This is a genomic window from uncultured Stenotrophomonas sp. (assembly GCF_945952405.1).
Classification (GTDB): domain Bacteria; phylum Pseudomonadota; class Gammaproteobacteria; order Xanthomonadales; family Xanthomonadaceae; genus Stenotrophomonas.
Genome location: NZ_CAMFIA010000021.1, coordinates 42,997 through 60,452, shown reverse-complemented (window position 1 = coordinate 60,452; position 17,456 = coordinate 42,997). Strand labels below are relative to the sequence as shown.

Here is a 17,456-nt window from a genome sequence, read left to right as displayed (position 1 = left end):
GGGCGCCGCCAAAAAACAAAGGCCCGGGAATCCCCGGGCCTTCGCAGGTCTGCCTTGGCGTCAGCCGGGGCTTACCAGATCACCACCTGCTGCTCGCCGGTGCGGGCCATCGGCGAACCGGCCTTGCACTGGAATGCCGCAGCGAAGGTCGGCAGGTTCGACGGCGCACCCATGGCGCGGAACTGCGCCGGAGCGTGCGGGTCGGTGGCCAGGCGGACCTTGGCGTTTTCCGGGGTGTACTTGGTGCGCCACACGGTGGCCCAGTTGAAGAAGAAGCGCTGGTCGCGGGTGAAGCCGTCGACCTTCGCATCTTCCTTGCCGGCGGTGGCCTTCTGCAGGGCGTCGTAGGCAGTGGCCAGGCCGCCCAGGTCGGCGATGTTCTCGCCCAGGGTCAGGTGGCCGTTCACTGCCTGGCCGTCGACCTTGTACTGGTCGAACTGCTTGACCAGCTTGCCGGTCAGGCCTTCGAAGTTCTTCTTGTCAGCCGGGGTCCACCAGTCTTCCATGTTGCCGGTCGGCCCGAAGCGCGCGCCCTGGTCGTCGTAGCCATGGGTCATTTCATGGCCGATCACCGCACCGATGCCGCCGTAGTTCAGCGCGTCGTCGGCCTTCGGGTCGAAGAACGGCGGCTGCAGGATGGCGGCCGGGAACACGATCTCGTTCTGCAGCGGGTTGTAGTAGGCATTGACCGTCTGCGGGGTCATGCCCCACTCGGTCTTGTCCACCGGCTTGCCGATCTTGGACAGGTTGAACTTGTAGTTGAATTCGCTGGCGGCACGCACGTTGCCCAGGAAGCTGTCGCGCTGGGTCTGCAGGCCCGACCAGTCACGCCACTTGTCCGGGTAGCCGATCTTCGGGGTGAAGGTCTCCCACTTGGCGATGGCCTTGGCCTTGGTTTCTTCGCTCATCCAGCTCAGGCCCTGGATGCGTTCCTTCAGGGACGCGGCCAGGTTCTTCACCAGCTCTTCCATCTTCGCCTTGGCTTCCGGCGAGAAGGCAACCTTCACGTACAGCTGGCCGAAGGCTTCGCCGGCATCGTTCTCGATGGTGCCCAGCACGCGCTTCCAGCGCGGCTTCTGCTCCTTCTGGCCGTTGAGGGTCTTGCCGTAGAACTCGTAGTTCTCCTGCACGAATGCATCGGCCAGGTACGGCGAGGCGCTGTCCACGGTGTGGAAGCGCAGGTAGGCACGCCACACCGACGGATCGGTGTCGGCCAGCGCCTTGCTCACTTCCTCATGGAAGGCCGGCATGGCCAGCGAGAACTTCTCCGGTGCGGCCACGCCCTGCGACTTGAAGAACTCGGTCCAGCTGAAGTTCGGGGTCAGCTTGTCGGCGTCGGCCAGGGTGACCGGGTTGTAGAACAGCTCGACGTTGCGCGACAGCTCGACGCGCGACTTGGAGGCCTTGGCCAGGCGGGTTTCGAACTTGACCACTTCCTCAGCCTGCTTGGCGGCGTCGGCGGCGGCAACACCGGACAGCTCCAGCACCTTGGCGACGTGCGCCTGGTAGGCCTTCAGCTTGTCTGCGTTCTTGGCATCGGTGTAATAGGTGGTGTCGGGCAGGCCCAGGCCGCCCTGGCTGGCGTAGGCCATGTTCACGGCCGAGTTCTTGAAGTCGGCTTCGGCACCGAAGCCGAACAGGATGTTGTCACCCTTGGCCGCGCTGGTGCGCAGGTAGTTGGCGATGGCTGCCTTGTCCTGCAGGCCGTCGATCGCGCTCAGGTCGGCCTTCAGCGGCTCGATGCCCTGGGCGTTGATCTTGGCTTCGTCCATGCCGGTGGCCCACAGGTCGCCGACGATCTTCTCAATGTGGTTCGGGTTCTTCACCTGCGCGACCTGCTCGGCCAGCTGGTGCTGCACCGCGACCGAACGCTCGTCGAGGATGGTGAAGGCGCCCCAGCTGGTGCGGTCGCCCGGAATCTCATTGGCGGCCAGCCACTTGCTGTTGACGTAGTCGCCGAAGGCGCCGCAGGCGTCCTTGCTGGTATCCAGGTCGCTGGCCTGGAAGGCGTTGTAGGCCGGCAGCTTGCTCTCGTCCAGGGTGTAGTGGGTGGCTTCGGCGGCAGCCGGCGTGGAGGCGGTGGCGTCCTTGGCCGGGGCTTCAGTCTTGCCGCAGCCGACCAGCGCGGCCGAAACGGCCAGGGTCAGCAGCACGATCTTGGGAGTACGGGTCACTTGAATGGCCTCCAGGCCGAGTGAGTCAGGGAAGGGCCGCAGGGACGGCCGTGGGCCGAACGATACGCCGCCGGCCTGCCCTGCAAGGGTGTCGAAGGTCATGCCCGGGCGCAAGGGCCAGAACGTGCAAGGGCGCCGCGTGGACGCCCTTGCATGGGTGAGGCAGCGATTACAGGCCGCCGCCGCCGCAGCCCTTGCCGAGGTAGTCATCGATCAGGTGCAGCTGGTCGGCCATGATCTTGCGGGTCCAGGCCGGGCCGTGCGCATAGTCGGCGATGGCGTGGAACTCGACCGGCTGGCCCGAGCCCTTGGCCTTGTTGACGAACCATTCCGATTGCTCGATCGGCACAGTGCGGTCGCGGTCACCGTGGTAGACCATCAACGGGATCTTCATCTCGCCGGCCTTGTCCAGCGGGTTCAGGCCGGCCACGGTCGGCGCCTGTGCCTGGCGGAAGAACGGATTGGTGTAGAACCGCGACCAGATCTTCTTGATGTCCGAAACGCCGGCACCGGCAATCGCGCACTTGTACAGGCCGTTGGGACGCACCGACGCCGCGAACGCGGAGTAGCCGCCATAGGAGAAGCCGAACATGGCGATGTGGCCGGGCTGGGCGATCTTCTGCTCGATCATCCACTTGGCGCCGTCGTCCTTGTCGTCCTGCATCTTCTGGCCCCATTCGGCGTCACCGGCCATCCACAGCTTGCGGCCCCAATCGGCCGAGCCGCGGAACTGCGGACGCAGCACGGCCATGCAGCGCGATGCCATCAGCGGCACCCACATCGAGCCGTCGAAATCCAGGCCGTCGCGTGCCCATGGGCCGCCGTGCGGGTGCACCACCGCCTTCCACGGGCCGGCACCGCACAGCTCGGTATCCGGCGTGGTCAGGAAGGCCGGAATGTCCAGGCCATCGCGCGCCTTGTAATAGACCAGCCGGGTGCGGCCCAATGCGGCCGGCTGCACATCGGGGTAGGTCTTGGCCAGCAGGGTCAGCTTGCCGTTGCGCAGCAGGTGGTACTCGGGCGGATGCGAAGGCCCCGAGGTGGCCACCAGCACCGTCGACAGGTCCGCGGTGTAGTCGATCAGCTGGTAGCTGCGGCCGGTGTCGTAGTTGCTGGTGAAGCGCTGGCCGTTGGCGGTATCAACCATCTCCAGCGGCTCCTGGCGGATGTCCAGCGCCTGGCGCAGGCCCTGGTCCAGCGCCTTCATCCGCGGTGAGGTCCACTGCAGGTCGTCGCCACGCGGGCCCGCGTAGCGGATGCCGAGGATCTCGCCGAACGGAATCGCGCCATTGCGGTAGCGGTTGATGCTCATCGCGCTGGCATTGAACAGCTTGTGCTCGTACAGCACTTCCTTCTGCTTGCGTGCGCTGATGTCGTACTCGTAGACGATGGCCTTGTCGCGGCCGACATTGCTGAGCACGAAGGCGATGTTCGGATCATCGGCGAAGCCGATCACCTGGTTGACGTCACGGTTCTTCACGTAGGAACGGAAGTGTTCCTCCCAGGCACCGCTGGCGGTGTTGCGGAACTCGGTGGCGACGAATGCGCCGGTGCCGTCCACGTCCTGGCGCAGGCGCGCGCGCAGCTCGCTGTCCAGGTCGGTGACGTAGCCGGCGACCCGTTCTTCGGTCTTCTGCACGCGCTGCGAAGTGAAGCTGCGCAGGTCGACCTTGTAGACGTCGCCGGAACTGCCGCCACTGCCGTTGATCACCAGGATGTGGTCGGGATCGTTGGGAAGCGTGTCCAGCACCGTCGGGTTGGACAGGGCCTGCTCCAGCTCTTCATTGCGGCTGGTGGCGCGCGGCGGCGTGATGGGCTCCTTCCACTGCTTGCCTTCGATGTCGGTGATGAAGAACTTGCTGACGAAGGTCTTGGTCACGCGATCGGCGCGCAGGTCGAAGGGCTGCCATAACACCACCGCCAGCTGCCCGTTCTTGATGAACGAGACGCTCTGGAACTTCATCCGGTTGGCGCCGATCACCGTCGGCGGCTTGTCCAGCGCATCGGTACGCCAGACCACGATCACGCGCTCTTCGCCATTGGCGCGCAGGCCCGCGATGTGCTGGCCATCCGGTGACAGCGACAGGCTGGAGATGGCGGGGAAGGCCGCCAGCTGCTCCACGGTGGGGGCGACGGGTTTGGCGTGCAGCCAGGGAGAAACGCTGGCCAGGGCCGCCAGCAGCAGGGTTCGCTTCATTGCTTGCCTCGATCTCGGGACGATCCCGGCGCAGGGCCGGGGCCGTAAACGAAACCGCCGCCCCGAAGGGCGGCGGCGGGTGACAACAGGATCAGAACGAGCGGGTGATGTTCACGAAGTAGGTGCGGCCGAAGTAATCGTAGCCACTGTACAGCGGTGCATTGCCGACGGTGTTCAGTACATCCTGCGAAATGGTCGGCGGCTTCTTGTTGGCGAGATTGCGCACGCCGCCGGTGACCGACCACTTGTCCGCTTCATACTGCAGCGAGGCTGCCTGGATGAAGTAGTTCGGGGTGTACAGCTTGTACTGGCTGGTGGCCGGATCGAACAGGCCCGGGTTGCGCTCCTCGTAGTAGGCGTAGCTGTCCATGTTGTCGATCCAGTCCAGGCCGTAGCGGACGCGCCAGTTCTTCCACTTGTAGTTCAGGTCCAGGGTGGCGGTGTTCTGCGGCGAACCGATCATGCCGGCCGAGTCGACCTTCGGATCGTCCGAGAACAGCTGGCTGGTCTGCTCGAAGTAGTGCGTGCCCTGCAGGGTGGCACGGAACTCGCCCGGGCCGATATCACGCACGTAGCGCAGGGTGAAGTCCAGGCCGCGGACCTTGTTGGTGGAGACGTTGATGAAACCGTTGATGACGGTCAGCTGGTTGGTCTGCGGGTCGCGCTGGATCAGCCGGCACAGGCCGTTGCCGGCAGCGAAGTCGGCCGCCGAACTGTTGTAGCAGTTGCGCAGGATGGCGCCGCCGCCGGCGTCCTGCACGCCGTTCTCGACCTTGATGTCGAAGTAGTCCAGGGCCAGTGACAGGTCACCAAAGGCGGGGCCGAACTCCGGCTGCAGCACCACGCCGAAGGTTTTGGCGGTGGAGGTTTCAGCCTTCAGGTTGTTTTCCGCGCCACCCTGGGTGTAGACGGTGATGCCCTGCAGCTGGGCGAACTCCGGATCCAGGCCCAGCGATGCGCAGTTCCGGTAGCGCATCGACGACGGTTGCGCCTCGATGTAGTTGTCGCATGGGTCGGACGACTGCGGCAGGAAGCCGGTGGTGGCGCCCAGGAACTGTTCGAACAGCGCCGGGGCACGGTACGAGGTGCCGTACGAGGCGCGGAACGACAGCCACTTCACCGGGGTCCACAGGGTGCCGATCTTGTAGGTCTCGTCGGAACCGTAGGACTTGTAGTCGGTGTAGCGGCCGGACAGGTTGACCGTCAGCTCTTCGGCACCGGTGACGCCGGACAGCAGCGGCAGTTCCAGTTCGCCGTAGGCTTCGAACACCGAGTCGCTGCCGCGGGTCGGCGAGGAGGCAGTCAGGTTGTACAGGTCCTGGGCAACCGAGTACTGCGACGGGCTGTCGTCGATGCGGGCCTTGCGGTATTCCACGCCGAACGCGCCGCCAGCCGAGCCATACGGCATTTCGAACAGCGGGCCGTTGACGTTGAAGTTGACCGTGGTTTCCTTGTACAGCGTGTTGCCCTTGACCGGGATGAACACCCAGTCCTTCCAGTCCTGCGGCAGGCGGCCGCCGAGGGTGTTGTTGCTCAGTGCCGGAGCGGCGATGCAGCCATTGGAGGCATCACGGCAGACGAAGCCGCCGGCGCCGTTGGAGACCACGTCCAGGCTCTGCGCCAGGCGGCTGGTCAGGAAGCTCTCGAAGGTGTAGTCGGCATCGCTGCGCGAATGCATGACGTTGAAGTCATAGTTCCATTCCGAGCTCAGGTGGCCACGCAGGCCGGCATTGAAGCGCAGGAAGTCGACGTTCTGCTTGCTCTTGTCATTGCCGAAACCGATGAAGGCACGCACGCCCATCAGCTCGCCATTGGTCAGTGCCGTTTCCGGGCCGGCGATGCTGTCACGCAGGTTGGCCGGAATCAGTGGGCTGCCCACGGCGTAGTCCAGGCTCAGCTGGCGGTAACCGGTCTGGGTCGACTTGCGGTGGTTGCCGAGGAACTCGTAGTACAGCTCGGCATCACCCAGCGCATTGAGGTCGAAGCCGCCCTGGAAGTACGCGGTATGGGTCTTGACCGGCGAGATCAGCGACTGGTTGAGCATCTGCGGATCGAAGGTGTCGCGGTTCAGCGTGTTGACACCTTCATAGCCGACCAGACCGGTGGTGACCGCCGAATTCGGGCGCCAGCGGTTGAAGCGGGTACCGCTGCCGCCGGCGGCGGCGACGCCGGTACGCATGTTGGTGCCCAGGGTGTTGATGGTCACGCCGCCGCCGTCCAGCGGGTAACACTTCGACTTGCCGGTCAACGGGTCGATGAAGTCGCCGCTGCCCCAGTAGTCGCCCACATCGAGATCGCGGTACTTGTAGGTGGCGCAGCGGGTCCAGTCGCGGTCGCCGAGAGTGAGCGCATTGCGCACGGTGTACTCGTACGAACCGGAGAAGTGCGAACGCTCGCCGGTGGTGCCGAAGGTCAGCGCATAGCGACGCTCGTCGCCGCCGCCGCCGTCGGTCGCATTGTGCTGGCCTTCGAAGGTGACGCCGTCGACCTTCTTCTTGGTGATGATGTTGATCACGCCCGCGACTGCGTCGGAGCCGTAGATCGAGGAGGCGCCGTCCTTCAGGATTTCGACCCGGTCGACGATCGAGTTCGGCAGCACGTTCAGGTCGGTCGAGCCCACCGAGCCGCGCGAACCGGCCGGCGAGACGCGGCGACCGTTGAGCAGGATCAGGGTGCGGGTCGGGCCGAGGCCGCGCAGGCCGAGGGTATTGGCGCCGGGGCCGCCGTCGGTGACGTAGCCACCGTAGGCGTTGTTGATCTGCGATGCGCCGGCGGTCACGGCAGTGCTCTGCAGCGCGGCGGTGGTCGAGTTGAAACCGGCCAGGGTGGTTTCCTCACGGGTCACGACCTGCACCGGGGACACCGAGTTGAACACGTCGCGGCTGATGCGCGAGCCGGTAACGGTCACCGTGTCGAGGTTGGTGGCCTTCGACTTGGCCGCTTCCTCGGCGGTCTGCGTCGAGCCGCCATCCTGGGCGATCGCCGGCGCCGCTGCGGCGAGCAGCACGGCGGTAGCGAGGGCAAAGCTCAGCGGATGCCGGCCGAGCGACTTGCGATTGATCATCTGAAATCCCCTTGAATCCAATGATTGCGTCGTACACCGGGGACTTGCCTTGCGGGCGTCTCCGTGTGCCCCTTGCCCGGTCCCGGCAGTACCCTGCCGCCTCCCGGCGATACCGGCTTCACCTGCCGGTAACTCGAGATTAACACGACATTAACTGACGCTGTCAAACGTTCATAAGGGAGTCATCAAGCTATGGTCCGGAGCCCCGGTGCTCCCTGTATAGTTCGATCTAAATTGATCCAAGTGATTGATTGTTATTGTTTTATGTGAGTATCGCGAAACATGTCTGGACGCTGAACGATTCCGGCAAGCCCGCCCCGGCCCCAAAAAAAAGGCCCCGCCGAAGCGGGGCCTGGTCCAGACACGAAGTCCGGAAAACGACGGGATCAGAAGTTGTACTTGACCTGGGCCGAGATCTGGCGGCCGTAGACGCTGTAGAAGCCGTCGTTGAACGGGGTCGATTCGTTGCCCGGGTAGTTGTAGCGCTGGCCTTCCGGCAGCTTGTTGAACACGTTGTTGACCATCAGCGACAGGACCAGATCGTCCTGTGCCTGGTAGTTCATGCTCAGGTTGTACGTGGTGTACGAACCCCACTTGCCGGCCTTGGCGCCGGAGGAGTGGACGTAGCCATAGCTGCGGCCGGTGTAGGCCAGGTAGTTCGGGGTGCTGCCGACGTAGTTGGCGTACACGGTGGTGGTGAACTTGGCGATGTTCCAGGCCACCGACAGATCGCCGCGAACCTTGGCGAAGTTGTCGTAGTACCACATGTTGTACGGGTCGCTCAGCAGGTCGAGCTTGGCGGCGCCCGGCATCGGCTGCACTTCACGCTTCAGCATGTTGGTGTAGTTGCCGGAGAACATCAGCGAGCCGAAGCGGCCGATATCCTGCTGGTACTTGGCCGCCACGGTCACCGCTTCCAGGTTCTGGCTGGCGACGTTGAGCTTCGGCGTGTACACGCGGGTCAGGTTGCCACCGGCGTCGCGGCTCACCCAGTCGGTCACGTTCTGGCAGCTGGCCGAGGTGTTGTTCGGCAGGCCGTTGTGGCACTGGTACTCGGCCAGCAGCAGCTGGTCGGTGCTCAGGGTCTTGACCTCGTTCTTGATCTTCCAGTTGTAGTAGTCGGCCGACAGCGAGAAGTTGCTCACCGGGGCCCACACCACGCCTGCGCTCCACACGTCGGCGGTGATCGGCTTCAGGTCCGGGTTGCCGGACTTTTCGCTGTACACCGAGGTGTTCTTGTAGAACGAGCAGGCCTCGTCACGCAGGCCGTAGCCCATCTGGCTGCAGCGGTAGTAATCGTTCTGGCCGGACGCGTACGAGCCGCTCATGCCCTGGAAGGCATCGGACAGGGTCGGCGCGCGGAACGCGGTGCCGTACTTGCCGCGCAGCAGCAGGCTCTCGATCGGACGGAATTCCAGGCCGATGCTGTAGGTGGCCTTGTCGACGGTCTTGTCGGCGATCTTGAAGGCGTCATAACGACCCGACGCGCTGACGGTCAGCTTGTCGTGCAGCGGCATGCGCAGTTCGCTGGTGACCGCGTAGTTGCTGCGGTGGCCGGCGCCGGCGACGGCGGTGGTGCCCCACACGTTGCCCTTGACGAATGCCTGGTCCGGCGAGTAGTCCCAGCCTTCGCTGCCACCTTCCAGGACGACGGCCAGGCCGGCGTCACCGCCCGGCAGGCTGAACAGCGAACCGTTGGTCACCTGCACGCGGCCCAGGTTCTGCCAGGTCTTGCTGTGGTGGGTGCCGTAGCCGGTGAAGCTGGCGAACTGGTCCGGGGTGATCGGCGAGTAGAACGCGGCGTAGTTCGGGTTGTAGATACCGTACTCGGCGGTCGGGTCGTTCGGATCGGTGTAGGTGCCCAGGCGCGGGCCCAGCACGGTCTGGCCGAAGAAGTCTTCGATCTTGTCCTTCCAGCGCACGAAGCGGTTCTGGTCCAGGCGGTACTCGCCACGGGTGAAGCTGGCGCTGTAATCCCAGTTGCCGACCATGCCCTTGCCGCCCAGGGTGACCTGGTAGGCGCGGCTCTCATCCGAGTTCAGGATGTTGTTGTAGTCGCCCGGGCCGATTTCTTCCGGCGCGAAGGCGCGCTGCAGGTTCACGACCTTGCCGGAGTTCTGGTCGTAGAAACCGCCCATGACCGACTTGGTGCCCCACCACAGGGCGCTGGAGCCGGAGGTGAACTCGGTCTTTTCCTTGCTGTACAGCACGTCGGCGAACAGCTGGAAGTTGTCGTTCACGTCGAAGGTCATCGACGAGTAGAACTGGCCGCTGTTCTTGCCGTTCTTCAGGGTCTTGTAGCCGGCGCTGTACACCGAACCGCAGGACTCGCCCGAGGCGCGCTTGCCGACGACGGTGGTACCGTCGTACAGGCCGGCGACGTTGGCGCAGCGGCTCGGATCCATCATCAGCAGCTTGTTGTCAGCGTTGGTGATGACCGCGAAGTCGTTCGACGGCACCTGTGCGGTGTAGCCGACCGGGTTGTTCTGCTTGGTGATATCGCGCTGGTAGCCCCAGATCGGGCTGCCGTTTTCGATCTGCACGTTGACCAGCGCATGGAAGCGGTCGTCGAACGCGTTGAAGCCCTTGGCCGCGCTGAAGCGGATGTTGCCGCCGCCGCCTTCAGTGTAGGTGCCACCACGGACGGTCATCGTGCCGCCGTCCATGCGCTCCTTCAGGATGATGTTGACCACGCCGGCGATCGCGTCCGAGCCGTACAGCGAGGACTGGCCGCCCGGCAGCACTTCGATGCGCTCGACGATGTCGATCGGAATGCCGCTGATGTTGTTGAAGGTGTCGCTACCGTTGTACAGCGCCGGATACGAGAGCATCGGGCGGCCGTTGATCAGGTACTTGGTGTAGCCCGGGTTCAGGCCGAACATGCCGGCGGCTTCGGCGCCCTGGGTGAACGAACCCGAGGTCTGGCCACCCTGCAGGCCGCCGGTGGTCAGCGAGGACTGCTGCAGCACTTCAGCAACGCTGCTGAAGCCACGGGTCTGGATGTCTTCGGCGGTGATGGACATCACCGGGGTCTGGGTTTCGACCTGGGTCTGCGGGATCAGCGAACCGGTGACGGTGATCTTGTCCAGGTTGGTCGCCTTGTCCTGGGCCATTGCCGGGGCGGCGGCCATCAGTGCGGAAATCAGGGCGACAGCGAGCGTGTTGCGACGTGCGGTGTTGCTTACGTAGTTCATGTAGTTCCAATAAAGAGCAAAAAACAAAATCGGCACTGCGCATGCGCCATCGTGCGCGCTGGTAACCAGCCCCGCAGCCCAAAACAGTGCTTCAGGAACGTAACATGAACTTAACAATCTGTGCACGAATCTGTAGCAATCCTGAATTTCAGTCAGGCTACGTCCAGCTTGTATGATGTTGGGTTATTCCCCCTGATACCGCTGGTGCCCGTAGTGAACAGTTCCCCCCGCCGCCCCCATGCCAGCCAGGTCCAGAAGGGACTGACGCCACATGCCCGCATCCGCAATGTCATTGCGGTCGGCTCGGGCAAGGGCGGTGTCGGCAAGTCGACCACTGCCGTCAACCTGGCGGTTGCGCTGCAGCAGCTGGGTGCGCGCGTCGGAGTGCTGGATGCGGACATCTATGGTCCGAGCGTGCCGGCGATGCTGGGCCTGTCCGGGCGTCCGGAAAGCCCCGACAACAAGAGCATCGAGCCGCTGCGCGCGTTCGGTGTGGACACCATGTCGATCGGCTACCTGATTGAAGAGGACACGCCGATGATCTGGCGTGGGCCGATGGCCACCTCGGCGATGACCCAGCTGTTCAACGACACCCTGTGGGATGACCTGGACTTCCTGCTGATCGATCTGCCGCCAGGCACCGGTGACATCCAGTTGACCCTGACCCAGAAGATCCCGCTGGCCGGTGCGGTGATCGTCACCACGCCGCAGGACATCGCCACGCTGGATGCAAAGAAGGCGCTGAAGATGTTCGAGAAGGTCGAGGTGCCGGTGCTGGGCATCGTCGAGAACATGGCGGTGCACACCTGCAGCAACTGCGGGCATGTCGAGCACCTGTTCGGCGAAGGGGGCGGCGAGCGCATGGCCGCGCAGTACGGCGTGCCGCTGCTGGGGTCGCTGCCGCTGCAGATCGGCATCCGCGAGCAGGGCGATGCCGGTACCCCGATCACCGTGGCGCAACCGGATTCGGTCCCGGCCCAGGCCTATCGCCATGCGGCACAGCGCCTGATCGAGGAAGTGGGCAAGCGCCCGCGGGCATCGATCCCGATCCTGTCGTCGCTGCTCTGAACAGCGGGGCGGGGGGCCGCCGTCGGCACCCGGCCCCCTGCTAGAATCCTCGCGCCCCCTCGTACCCCAGGACAGAGCATGAGTATCAAGAGTGACCGTTGGATCCGCCGCATGTCCGAGCAGCACGGCATGATCGAGCCGTTCGAGGCAGGGCAGGTCAAGCAGGCCAACGGTGAGCGCATCGTCAGCTACGGCACGTCCAGCTATGGCTATGACGTGCGCTGCTCGCGCGAGTTCAAGGTGTTCACCAACATCAACTCGACGATCGTCGATCCCAAGCACTTCGACTCGGGCAGCTTCGTCGACATCACCGCCGATGAGTGCATCATTCCGCCGAACAGCTTCGCGCTGGCGCGCACCGTGGAGTACTTCCGCATCCCGCGCGACACCCTGGTGGTGTGCCTGGGCAAGAGTACCTACGCGCGCTGCGGCATCATCGTCAACGTGACCCCGCTGGAACCGGAGTGGGAAGGCCACGTCACCCTGGAATTCAGCAATACCACGCCGCTGCCGGCGCGCATCTACGCCAACGAAGGCGTGGCGCAGATGCTGTTCTTCCAGGCGGCCGCCGATGACGTCTGCGAAACCTCGTACCGCGATCGCGGTGGCAAGTACCAGGGCCAGACCGGGGTGACGCTGCCGCGCACCTGATGGCGGCAGGCCGTTGCAGCGCCGGGCGACGCGCGGCGCTGCAGGGAACAAAGGCGGCGCATTGCGCCGCCTTTGTTATTTGCCGCGACCGAACAGCATCGCGATGCCGACGCCCACCAGTGCCACCGGCCACCAGGTCAACAGCAGCTTGGACAGGTTCAGGTGCGTCCAGCCGAGATTGCTGGCAAGCATGAACAGGCCGATCAGGATCAGCAGGACGGCGGCAACGAGGTTGAATCGCATCGGGTCGGCGAAGGCTCAGGAGTGGGCTGGATATCCTAGCCGTTCCTTCCAGTAGGCGACATGCTGGTCCAGCGCCGCCGGCTCGTAGCGGTGGGCCGGGCCACTGCCCCAGACCGGGCCCGGCCAGGCCGGATCGCCGTCATGGCGGCCGATCACATGGAAGTGCAGCTGGCGCACGATGTTGCCCAGTGCGCCGATGTTGATCTTCTCCACCCCGTCCGAGCCCTTCAGGGCCTTGCAGGCACGATTGAGCTCGGTGCGCAGCTTGTCCTGCTGCTCGCCATCCAGCTCGATCCATTCGGTCACCCCGGCCAGGCGCGGAACCAGCACCAGCCAGGGGAATCGTTCGTCGTTCATCAACCGCACTTGCGACAACGGTCCTTCGGCCACCAGCACGCTATCGGTGGCCAGGCGTGAATCGAGTTCGAAATCGCTCATCCAAGATGCTCCGAGAAGAAGTCCAGGGTGCGTTGCAGCGCCAGGGCGGCGCTGTCTGGATCATACGCATGTCCGACCTCGCGGTTGAAGGCATGGTCGGCCGGGTAGACGTAGGTGGCCATCTGCGGCAGCTTCTCGCGGTGGGCCTGCACCGCCTCCGGCGGGATGCTGCGGTCCTGGGCGCCGAAGTGGAAGATCAGCGGGGCCTTGGGGGGCTCATCGAGGAACTGGACGTTGCGCGCACCGTAATAGCTGACCGAGGGCAGGCCCAGGCGCAGCGCCGACAGCATGGCCACGGTGCCGCCCCAGCAATAGCCGACCGTCCCCACCTTGCCCTGCGGGGCCAGCCGCGTGGCGGCGGCGCGCACGACTTCCAGCGCCTTCTCCATGCCAAGCGCGGCGACCCGTTCCAGGCCCTGCTTCACGCCGTCGGCGTCGTAGGGCAGGGCGTCCGGATCGGCCTCGGCGCCATCGACCAGGTCGAAGAACGAGGGTGCCAGGACCGCATAGCCTTCGGCGGCGAAGCGTTCGGCGACGCCGCGGATATGCGGGTTGGCGCCGAAGATTTCCTGCACCACCACCAGCCCGCCACGCGGGGTGCCCTCCGGCAGGGCCTGCCAGGCCCGTACCGGGCCGTGATGCGTGTCCAGGGTGATCCATTCGGCCATCGTGTCTACCTCGTTGCGGGGAACAGAACGCATTGTCGGCGCTGGGCGGGTTAGCGCGGTGTCAGCGGCTGTGCGTGATCGGGCGGCTGGCCGTTCGGGGCGTGGCCGCCACCCCCCGGTGTGCTGGCGCCTTTCAGGCTTCATGGTCCCGCGATTCCATGTTGCGGGTGGACCCAAGGGCGGTGTGGTCAGCCTGGCTGCCCGCCTGCGCTATGGCGGGTGTCGTCAATGCAGTCGATGCGCGCCCGGTTTGTTCTCTGGGAATCATCGCTTCCTGGGCGAGTTATTCCTGATTCACCTTCGATGCGTGAACGGGAGGTCTGGTGGATTTATCCGGCGCCGGCAATTGAATAACTGGCTGATGCAACAGGTGGTCCGTGTCGTGAATCACATTGTGGATCCGGGCGAAATTTTATTAACTCGGCGATCGGTTTATCGTTACTTGACCTGTTTTCCAGGCGTGGCGTAGAAGGCACGGACGTCCGTCAAATGGAGTTTCATAGATGAAGATCCAAAAGGGATTTGGTGTTTTGTCTGCGCTGTTGGCTGCAGCAATCCCCGCAGTGGCCTTGGCCAATCAGCCGACATATCAGGACCGCCAGATGGCGTCATCGGATGGAAAGCAGTGGGTCGAGCGGACTGTGCGTCTTTCCGATTTCAACGGCGGGGAAGTGACCGTCCAGGTGCGCCTTTTCAAGGATGGAAAGGGCGGCTACGTGTATCGCTACAATGACCAGACCGAGCCCACAAAGCTCTATCATCAAGCCGCCTGTGAAGTCACCAATTCAAAGGCGAGGCATGGCGAAACTATCATTTCCGGCGAATCGGCAGTGGTCGGTTGGTCCTGTGAAGGCGAGTCGGATCCAGCTGCGAAATTCAAGCCATCCGCCAGTGACATGGTGCAACCCTTGGCGGGCTATTATGTTTTCGCATTGGCGCCCAGTGGCAGTGCGCCAATCGGCGTCAATTTCAATTCGGTTGGAACGGCCCGTTCTCAAAGCTCATTGGCGGGAAAGGCCAGCGGGGCACTGTCTCTTGATAATGGGCGCTGCACGACGTCCGCAAGCGATGAACACACCGGTCCATTCACCGGCACGTATACCCTTCAGGTTGTATGCATCGGCGTAAGGCGGGGAGTCATTCCGACGGCCATGTCGGCGTGCATTCCGCGGGTTTGCTCAACAAACAACGGATCAATCAACGTGTATTGATGCCCTGATCCAATGAGCTGGTCCCGTAATCTGCGATTCGACCCGGCTGTTGGGCCTCGCCACAGGGGCGGGCCCCCGTGCCGGTCACGCAGCGGCATGCATTGACTCAGACCCTTTGTGATTCTTGCACGCAGGCGCTACGTGCGCCTGCGTCCTGGGCGATCGTGCGTGCTGACCGGCAGGGGGGGGGGCTTGCTGAGATTCAGGGATTCCGTTCGGGCTGGCCATTCAGAGCGTGGCCGCCAACCCCGGTATACTGGCGCCCTTTCAGGCCCCCGGCCCCCAGGATCCCCTGCCATGGCGGCAGGGGCCCAGGCCCCCAGAGTCCCGCGATTCCATGTCCCAGCTGAACCCCAAAGTCGGCTTCGTCAGCCTTGGCTGCCCGAAGGCCCTTGTCGATTCCGAGCGCATCCTTACCCAGCTCCGCTCGGAGGGCTACGACATCGTCCCGTCCTACGATTCGGCCGACGTGGTGGTGGTCAATACCTGCGGCTTCATCGATTCGGCAGTGACCGAATCGCTGGACGCGATCGGCGAGGCGATGAACCAGAACGGCAAGGTGATCGTCACCGGTTGCCTGGGCAAGCGCCCGGAGCAGATCCGCGAGGCGTATCCCAACGTGCTGGCGGTGTCCGGCCCGCAGGATTACCAGAGCGTGATGGAAGCGGTGCACGAAGCGCTGCCGCCCAAGCACGATCCCTTCGTGGACCTGGTGCCTGATTACGGCATCAAGCTGACCCCGCGCCATTACGCGTACCTGAAGATTTCCGAGGGCTGCAACCACAAGTGCAGCTTCTGCATCATCCCGTCGATGCGCGGCAAGCTGGTCTCGCGCCCGGTCGATGAAGTGCTGCGCGAAGCCGAGCGCCTGGTGCGTGGCGGGGTGAAGGAACTGCTGGTGGTGTCGCAGGACACCTCGGCCTACGGCGTGGACGTGAAGTACGCCGAGAAGATGTGGCGCGACAAGGCCTACCAGACCCGGTTGAAGGCGCTGTGTGAAGGCCTGTCCGAGCTGGATGCGTGGGTGCGCATGCACTACGTCTACCCGTACCCGCACGTGGACGAGGTGGTGCCGCTGATGGCCGAGAACCGCATCCTGCCGTACCTGGACATCCCGTTCCAGCATGCCAGCCCGCGCATCCTGCGCCTGATGAAGCGCCCGGGTGCGGTCGAGAAGACGCTGGAGCGCGTGCAGAACTGGCGCCGCCTCGCACCGGACATCACCGTGCGTTCGACCTTCATCGTCGGCTTCCCGGGCGAGACCGAAGCCGAGTTCGAGGAGCTGTTGTCGTTCCTCGACGAAGCGCAGCTGGACCGCGTGGGCGCATTCGCCTATTCGCCGGTCGAGGGGGCCACCGCCAACGACCTGCCGGATGCCGTGCCGGAGGAAGTGAAGCAGGAGCGCCTGGCGCGCTTCATGGAAAAGCAGGCGCAGATTTCCGCCGCCCGCCTGGAAGCCAAGATCGGCACCGTGCAGCAATGCCTGGTGGACGCCATCGAAGGCGATATCGCCGTGGCCCGCTCCAAGGCCGATGCGCCCGAGATCGACGGCCTGGTGCATATCCAGAACGCCGACCAGGTGCCGCTGCGCGTGGGCGAGTTCGTTGATGTGGAGATCACCGAGAGCGACGAGCACGACCTGTACGGTGACGCGCTGCCGTCGGCGGCCCGGCCGGCGTTCGACCTCAAGATGCTGTGAGTGCAGGAACCGCCGCCGGAGGCGACGGAGGCGGTTCCCGGCGCTTCATGCCGCCGCCCCGTGCGGCGGTCGGTCCCCGTGCGTTCGAGCATCCGCTGTTTGCAGGGCTGGGCGAGTTCCGTGAGCTGCTGACCGGCCCGGCGTGGCCGTCGGTTGCAGCGCTGGACGCACGCCTGGCGCTGACCGGCGGCAAGCGCCTGGTCGAGCAGGATGCGGCGCTGCTGGCCGACGGCCTGCATTACGAAGCCCGCATCGCGCAGGGGCGTATCGCCACCCGCGCCGACAACTGGCACGACCTGTTCAATGCACTGGTGTGGGCCTGCTACCCGCGGCTCAAGCAGGCGCTCAACGCGCAGCAATGCCGGCATGCCGGGGCGATGCCACCCGGCCAGCGCAACCGCGCGCAGGCGGCCCTGACCCAGTTCGATGAAACCGGTGTGATCGTGCGTGTGCGTGATGACAGGTTGCTGGCCGCGTGGGATGTGCACGACTGGCGTGCACTGTTCAATCCGGACGGTTGGCAGAGCGGCGCGATCGCGATTGCTGCGGTGTTCGGCCATGCGCTGATGGAGCAGGCGCTGCTGCCCGGGCGACTGCTGGTGGGCAAGTGCGTGGTGGTGCGTGGCGATGTCGATGTCGACTGTGTCGACGCGGTGACCGCGGCCATCACCGAGGGCAGGGTAGTGACCGATCCACTGCAGCTGCGGCCCCTGCCATTGGCCGGTATTCCCGGCTGGCATGGCGTGCAGGATTCCACCTTCTATCGCAATGCCGACTACTTCCGCCCATTGCGCGCCGGTCGCCAGTACCCGCCGCCGCTGGTGCTGTTGCCGTTGTAGAGCCGAGCCC

At 64.6% G+C, this 17,456-nt stretch carries 12 protein-coding genes; 5 read left to right on the top strand and 7 right to left on the bottom strand.

Annotated elements, in window-relative coordinates:
* Nucleotides 1-71 precede the first annotated feature (71 nt).
* From Q0P60_RS17415 to Q0P60_RS17400, 4 genes are all read right to left on the bottom strand, one after another.
* Complete coding sequence (locus Q0P60_RS17415; RefSeq protein ID WP_294996440.1) at nucleotides 72-2,174, bottom strand: M13-type metalloendopeptidase; 2,103 nt, start codon at nucleotides 2,172-2,174, stop codon at nucleotides 72-74.
* 169 nt (nucleotides 2,175-2,343) lie between these two features.
* On the bottom strand, nucleotides 2,344-4,371 hold the full coding sequence (locus tag Q0P60_RS17410; protein WP_294996437.1) for a prolyl oligopeptidase family serine peptidase: 2,028 nt from the start codon (nucleotides 4,369-4,371) through the stop codon (nucleotides 2,344-2,346).
* 91 nt (nucleotides 4,372-4,462) lie between these two features.
* On the bottom strand, nucleotides 4,463-7,435 hold the full coding sequence (locus tag Q0P60_RS17405; protein WP_294996434.1) for a TonB-dependent receptor: 2,973 nt from the start codon (nucleotides 7,433-7,435) through the stop codon (nucleotides 4,463-4,465).
* 386 nt (nucleotides 7,436-7,821) lie between these two features.
* Nucleotides 7,822-10,629, bottom strand: coding sequence for a TonB-dependent receptor (locus Q0P60_RS17400; protein ID WP_294996431.1), 2,808 nt, complete (start codon nucleotides 10,627-10,629; stop codon nucleotides 7,822-7,824).
* Nucleotides 10,630-10,842: 213 nt separating this feature from the next.
* Between Q0P60_RS17400 and apbC the strand changes: the two genes are divergently transcribed.
* Both apbC and dcd read left to right on the top strand, forming a co-directional pair.
* Complete coding sequence (gene apbC / locus Q0P60_RS17395) at nucleotides 10,843-11,697, top strand: iron-sulfur cluster carrier protein ApbC (protein WP_033834539.1); 855 nt, start codon at nucleotides 10,843-10,845, stop codon at nucleotides 11,695-11,697.
* Nucleotides 11,698-11,775: 78 nt separating this feature from the next.
* A complete protein-coding gene (dcd, locus tag Q0P60_RS17390; protein WP_093999811.1) occupies nucleotides 11,776-12,348 on the top strand; it encodes a dCTP deaminase in 573 nt (190 codons plus the stop codon).
* A gap of 75 nt (nucleotides 12,349-12,423) precedes the next feature.
* On the opposite strand, the gene Q0P60_RS17385 is transcribed toward dcd, so the two are convergent.
* Genes Q0P60_RS17385 through Q0P60_RS17375 form a run of 3 tightly spaced genes read right to left on the bottom strand, consistent with a single transcriptional unit; the run spans nucleotide 12,424 to nucleotide 13,697 of the window.
* Nucleotides 12,424-12,591, bottom strand: coding sequence for a DUF5668 domain-containing protein (locus Q0P60_RS17385; RefSeq protein ID WP_005418011.1), 168 nt, complete (start codon nucleotides 12,589-12,591; stop codon nucleotides 12,424-12,426).
* A 15-nt stretch (nucleotides 12,592-12,606) separates the two neighbouring features.
* Nucleotides 12,607-13,029: an HIT family protein gene (locus Q0P60_RS17380; protein WP_049447711.1), complete on the bottom strand. Its 423-nt coding sequence runs from the start codon at nucleotides 13,027-13,029 to the stop codon at nucleotides 12,607-12,609.
* Nucleotides 13,026-13,697 carry a dienelactone hydrolase family protein gene (locus tag Q0P60_RS17375; RefSeq protein ID WP_294996418.1) on the bottom strand — a complete coding sequence of 224 codons (672 nt, stop codon included), beginning with the start codon at nucleotides 13,695-13,697 and terminating at the stop codon, nucleotides 13,026-13,028. The genes Q0P60_RS17380 and Q0P60_RS17375 overlap by 4 nt, the downstream gene beginning before the upstream one ends.
* Nucleotides 13,698-14,200: 503 nt before the next feature.
* On the opposite strand from Q0P60_RS17375, the gene Q0P60_RS17370 reads away from it, so the two are divergent.
* From Q0P60_RS17370 to Q0P60_RS17360, 3 genes are all read left to right on the top strand, one after another.
* Nucleotides 14,201-14,908, top strand: coding sequence for a hypothetical protein (locus tag Q0P60_RS17370; RefSeq protein WP_294996415.1), 708 nt, complete (start codon nucleotides 14,201-14,203; stop codon nucleotides 14,906-14,908).
* 337 nt (nucleotides 14,909-15,245) lie between these two features.
* Nucleotides 15,246-16,607 (top strand): 30S ribosomal protein S12 methylthiotransferase RimO, encoded by a 1,362-nt coding sequence (gene rimO / locus Q0P60_RS17365; protein ID WP_294996412.1) that lies wholly within the window; start codon nucleotides 15,246-15,248, stop codon nucleotides 16,605-16,607.
* Nucleotides 16,604-17,446 (top strand): DUF3025 domain-containing protein, encoded by an 843-nt coding sequence (locus Q0P60_RS17360; RefSeq protein ID WP_294996409.1) that lies wholly within the window; start codon nucleotides 16,604-16,606, stop codon nucleotides 17,444-17,446. The genes rimO and Q0P60_RS17360 overlap by 4 nt, the downstream gene beginning before the upstream one ends.
* Nucleotides 17,447-17,456 lie beyond the last annotated feature (10 nt).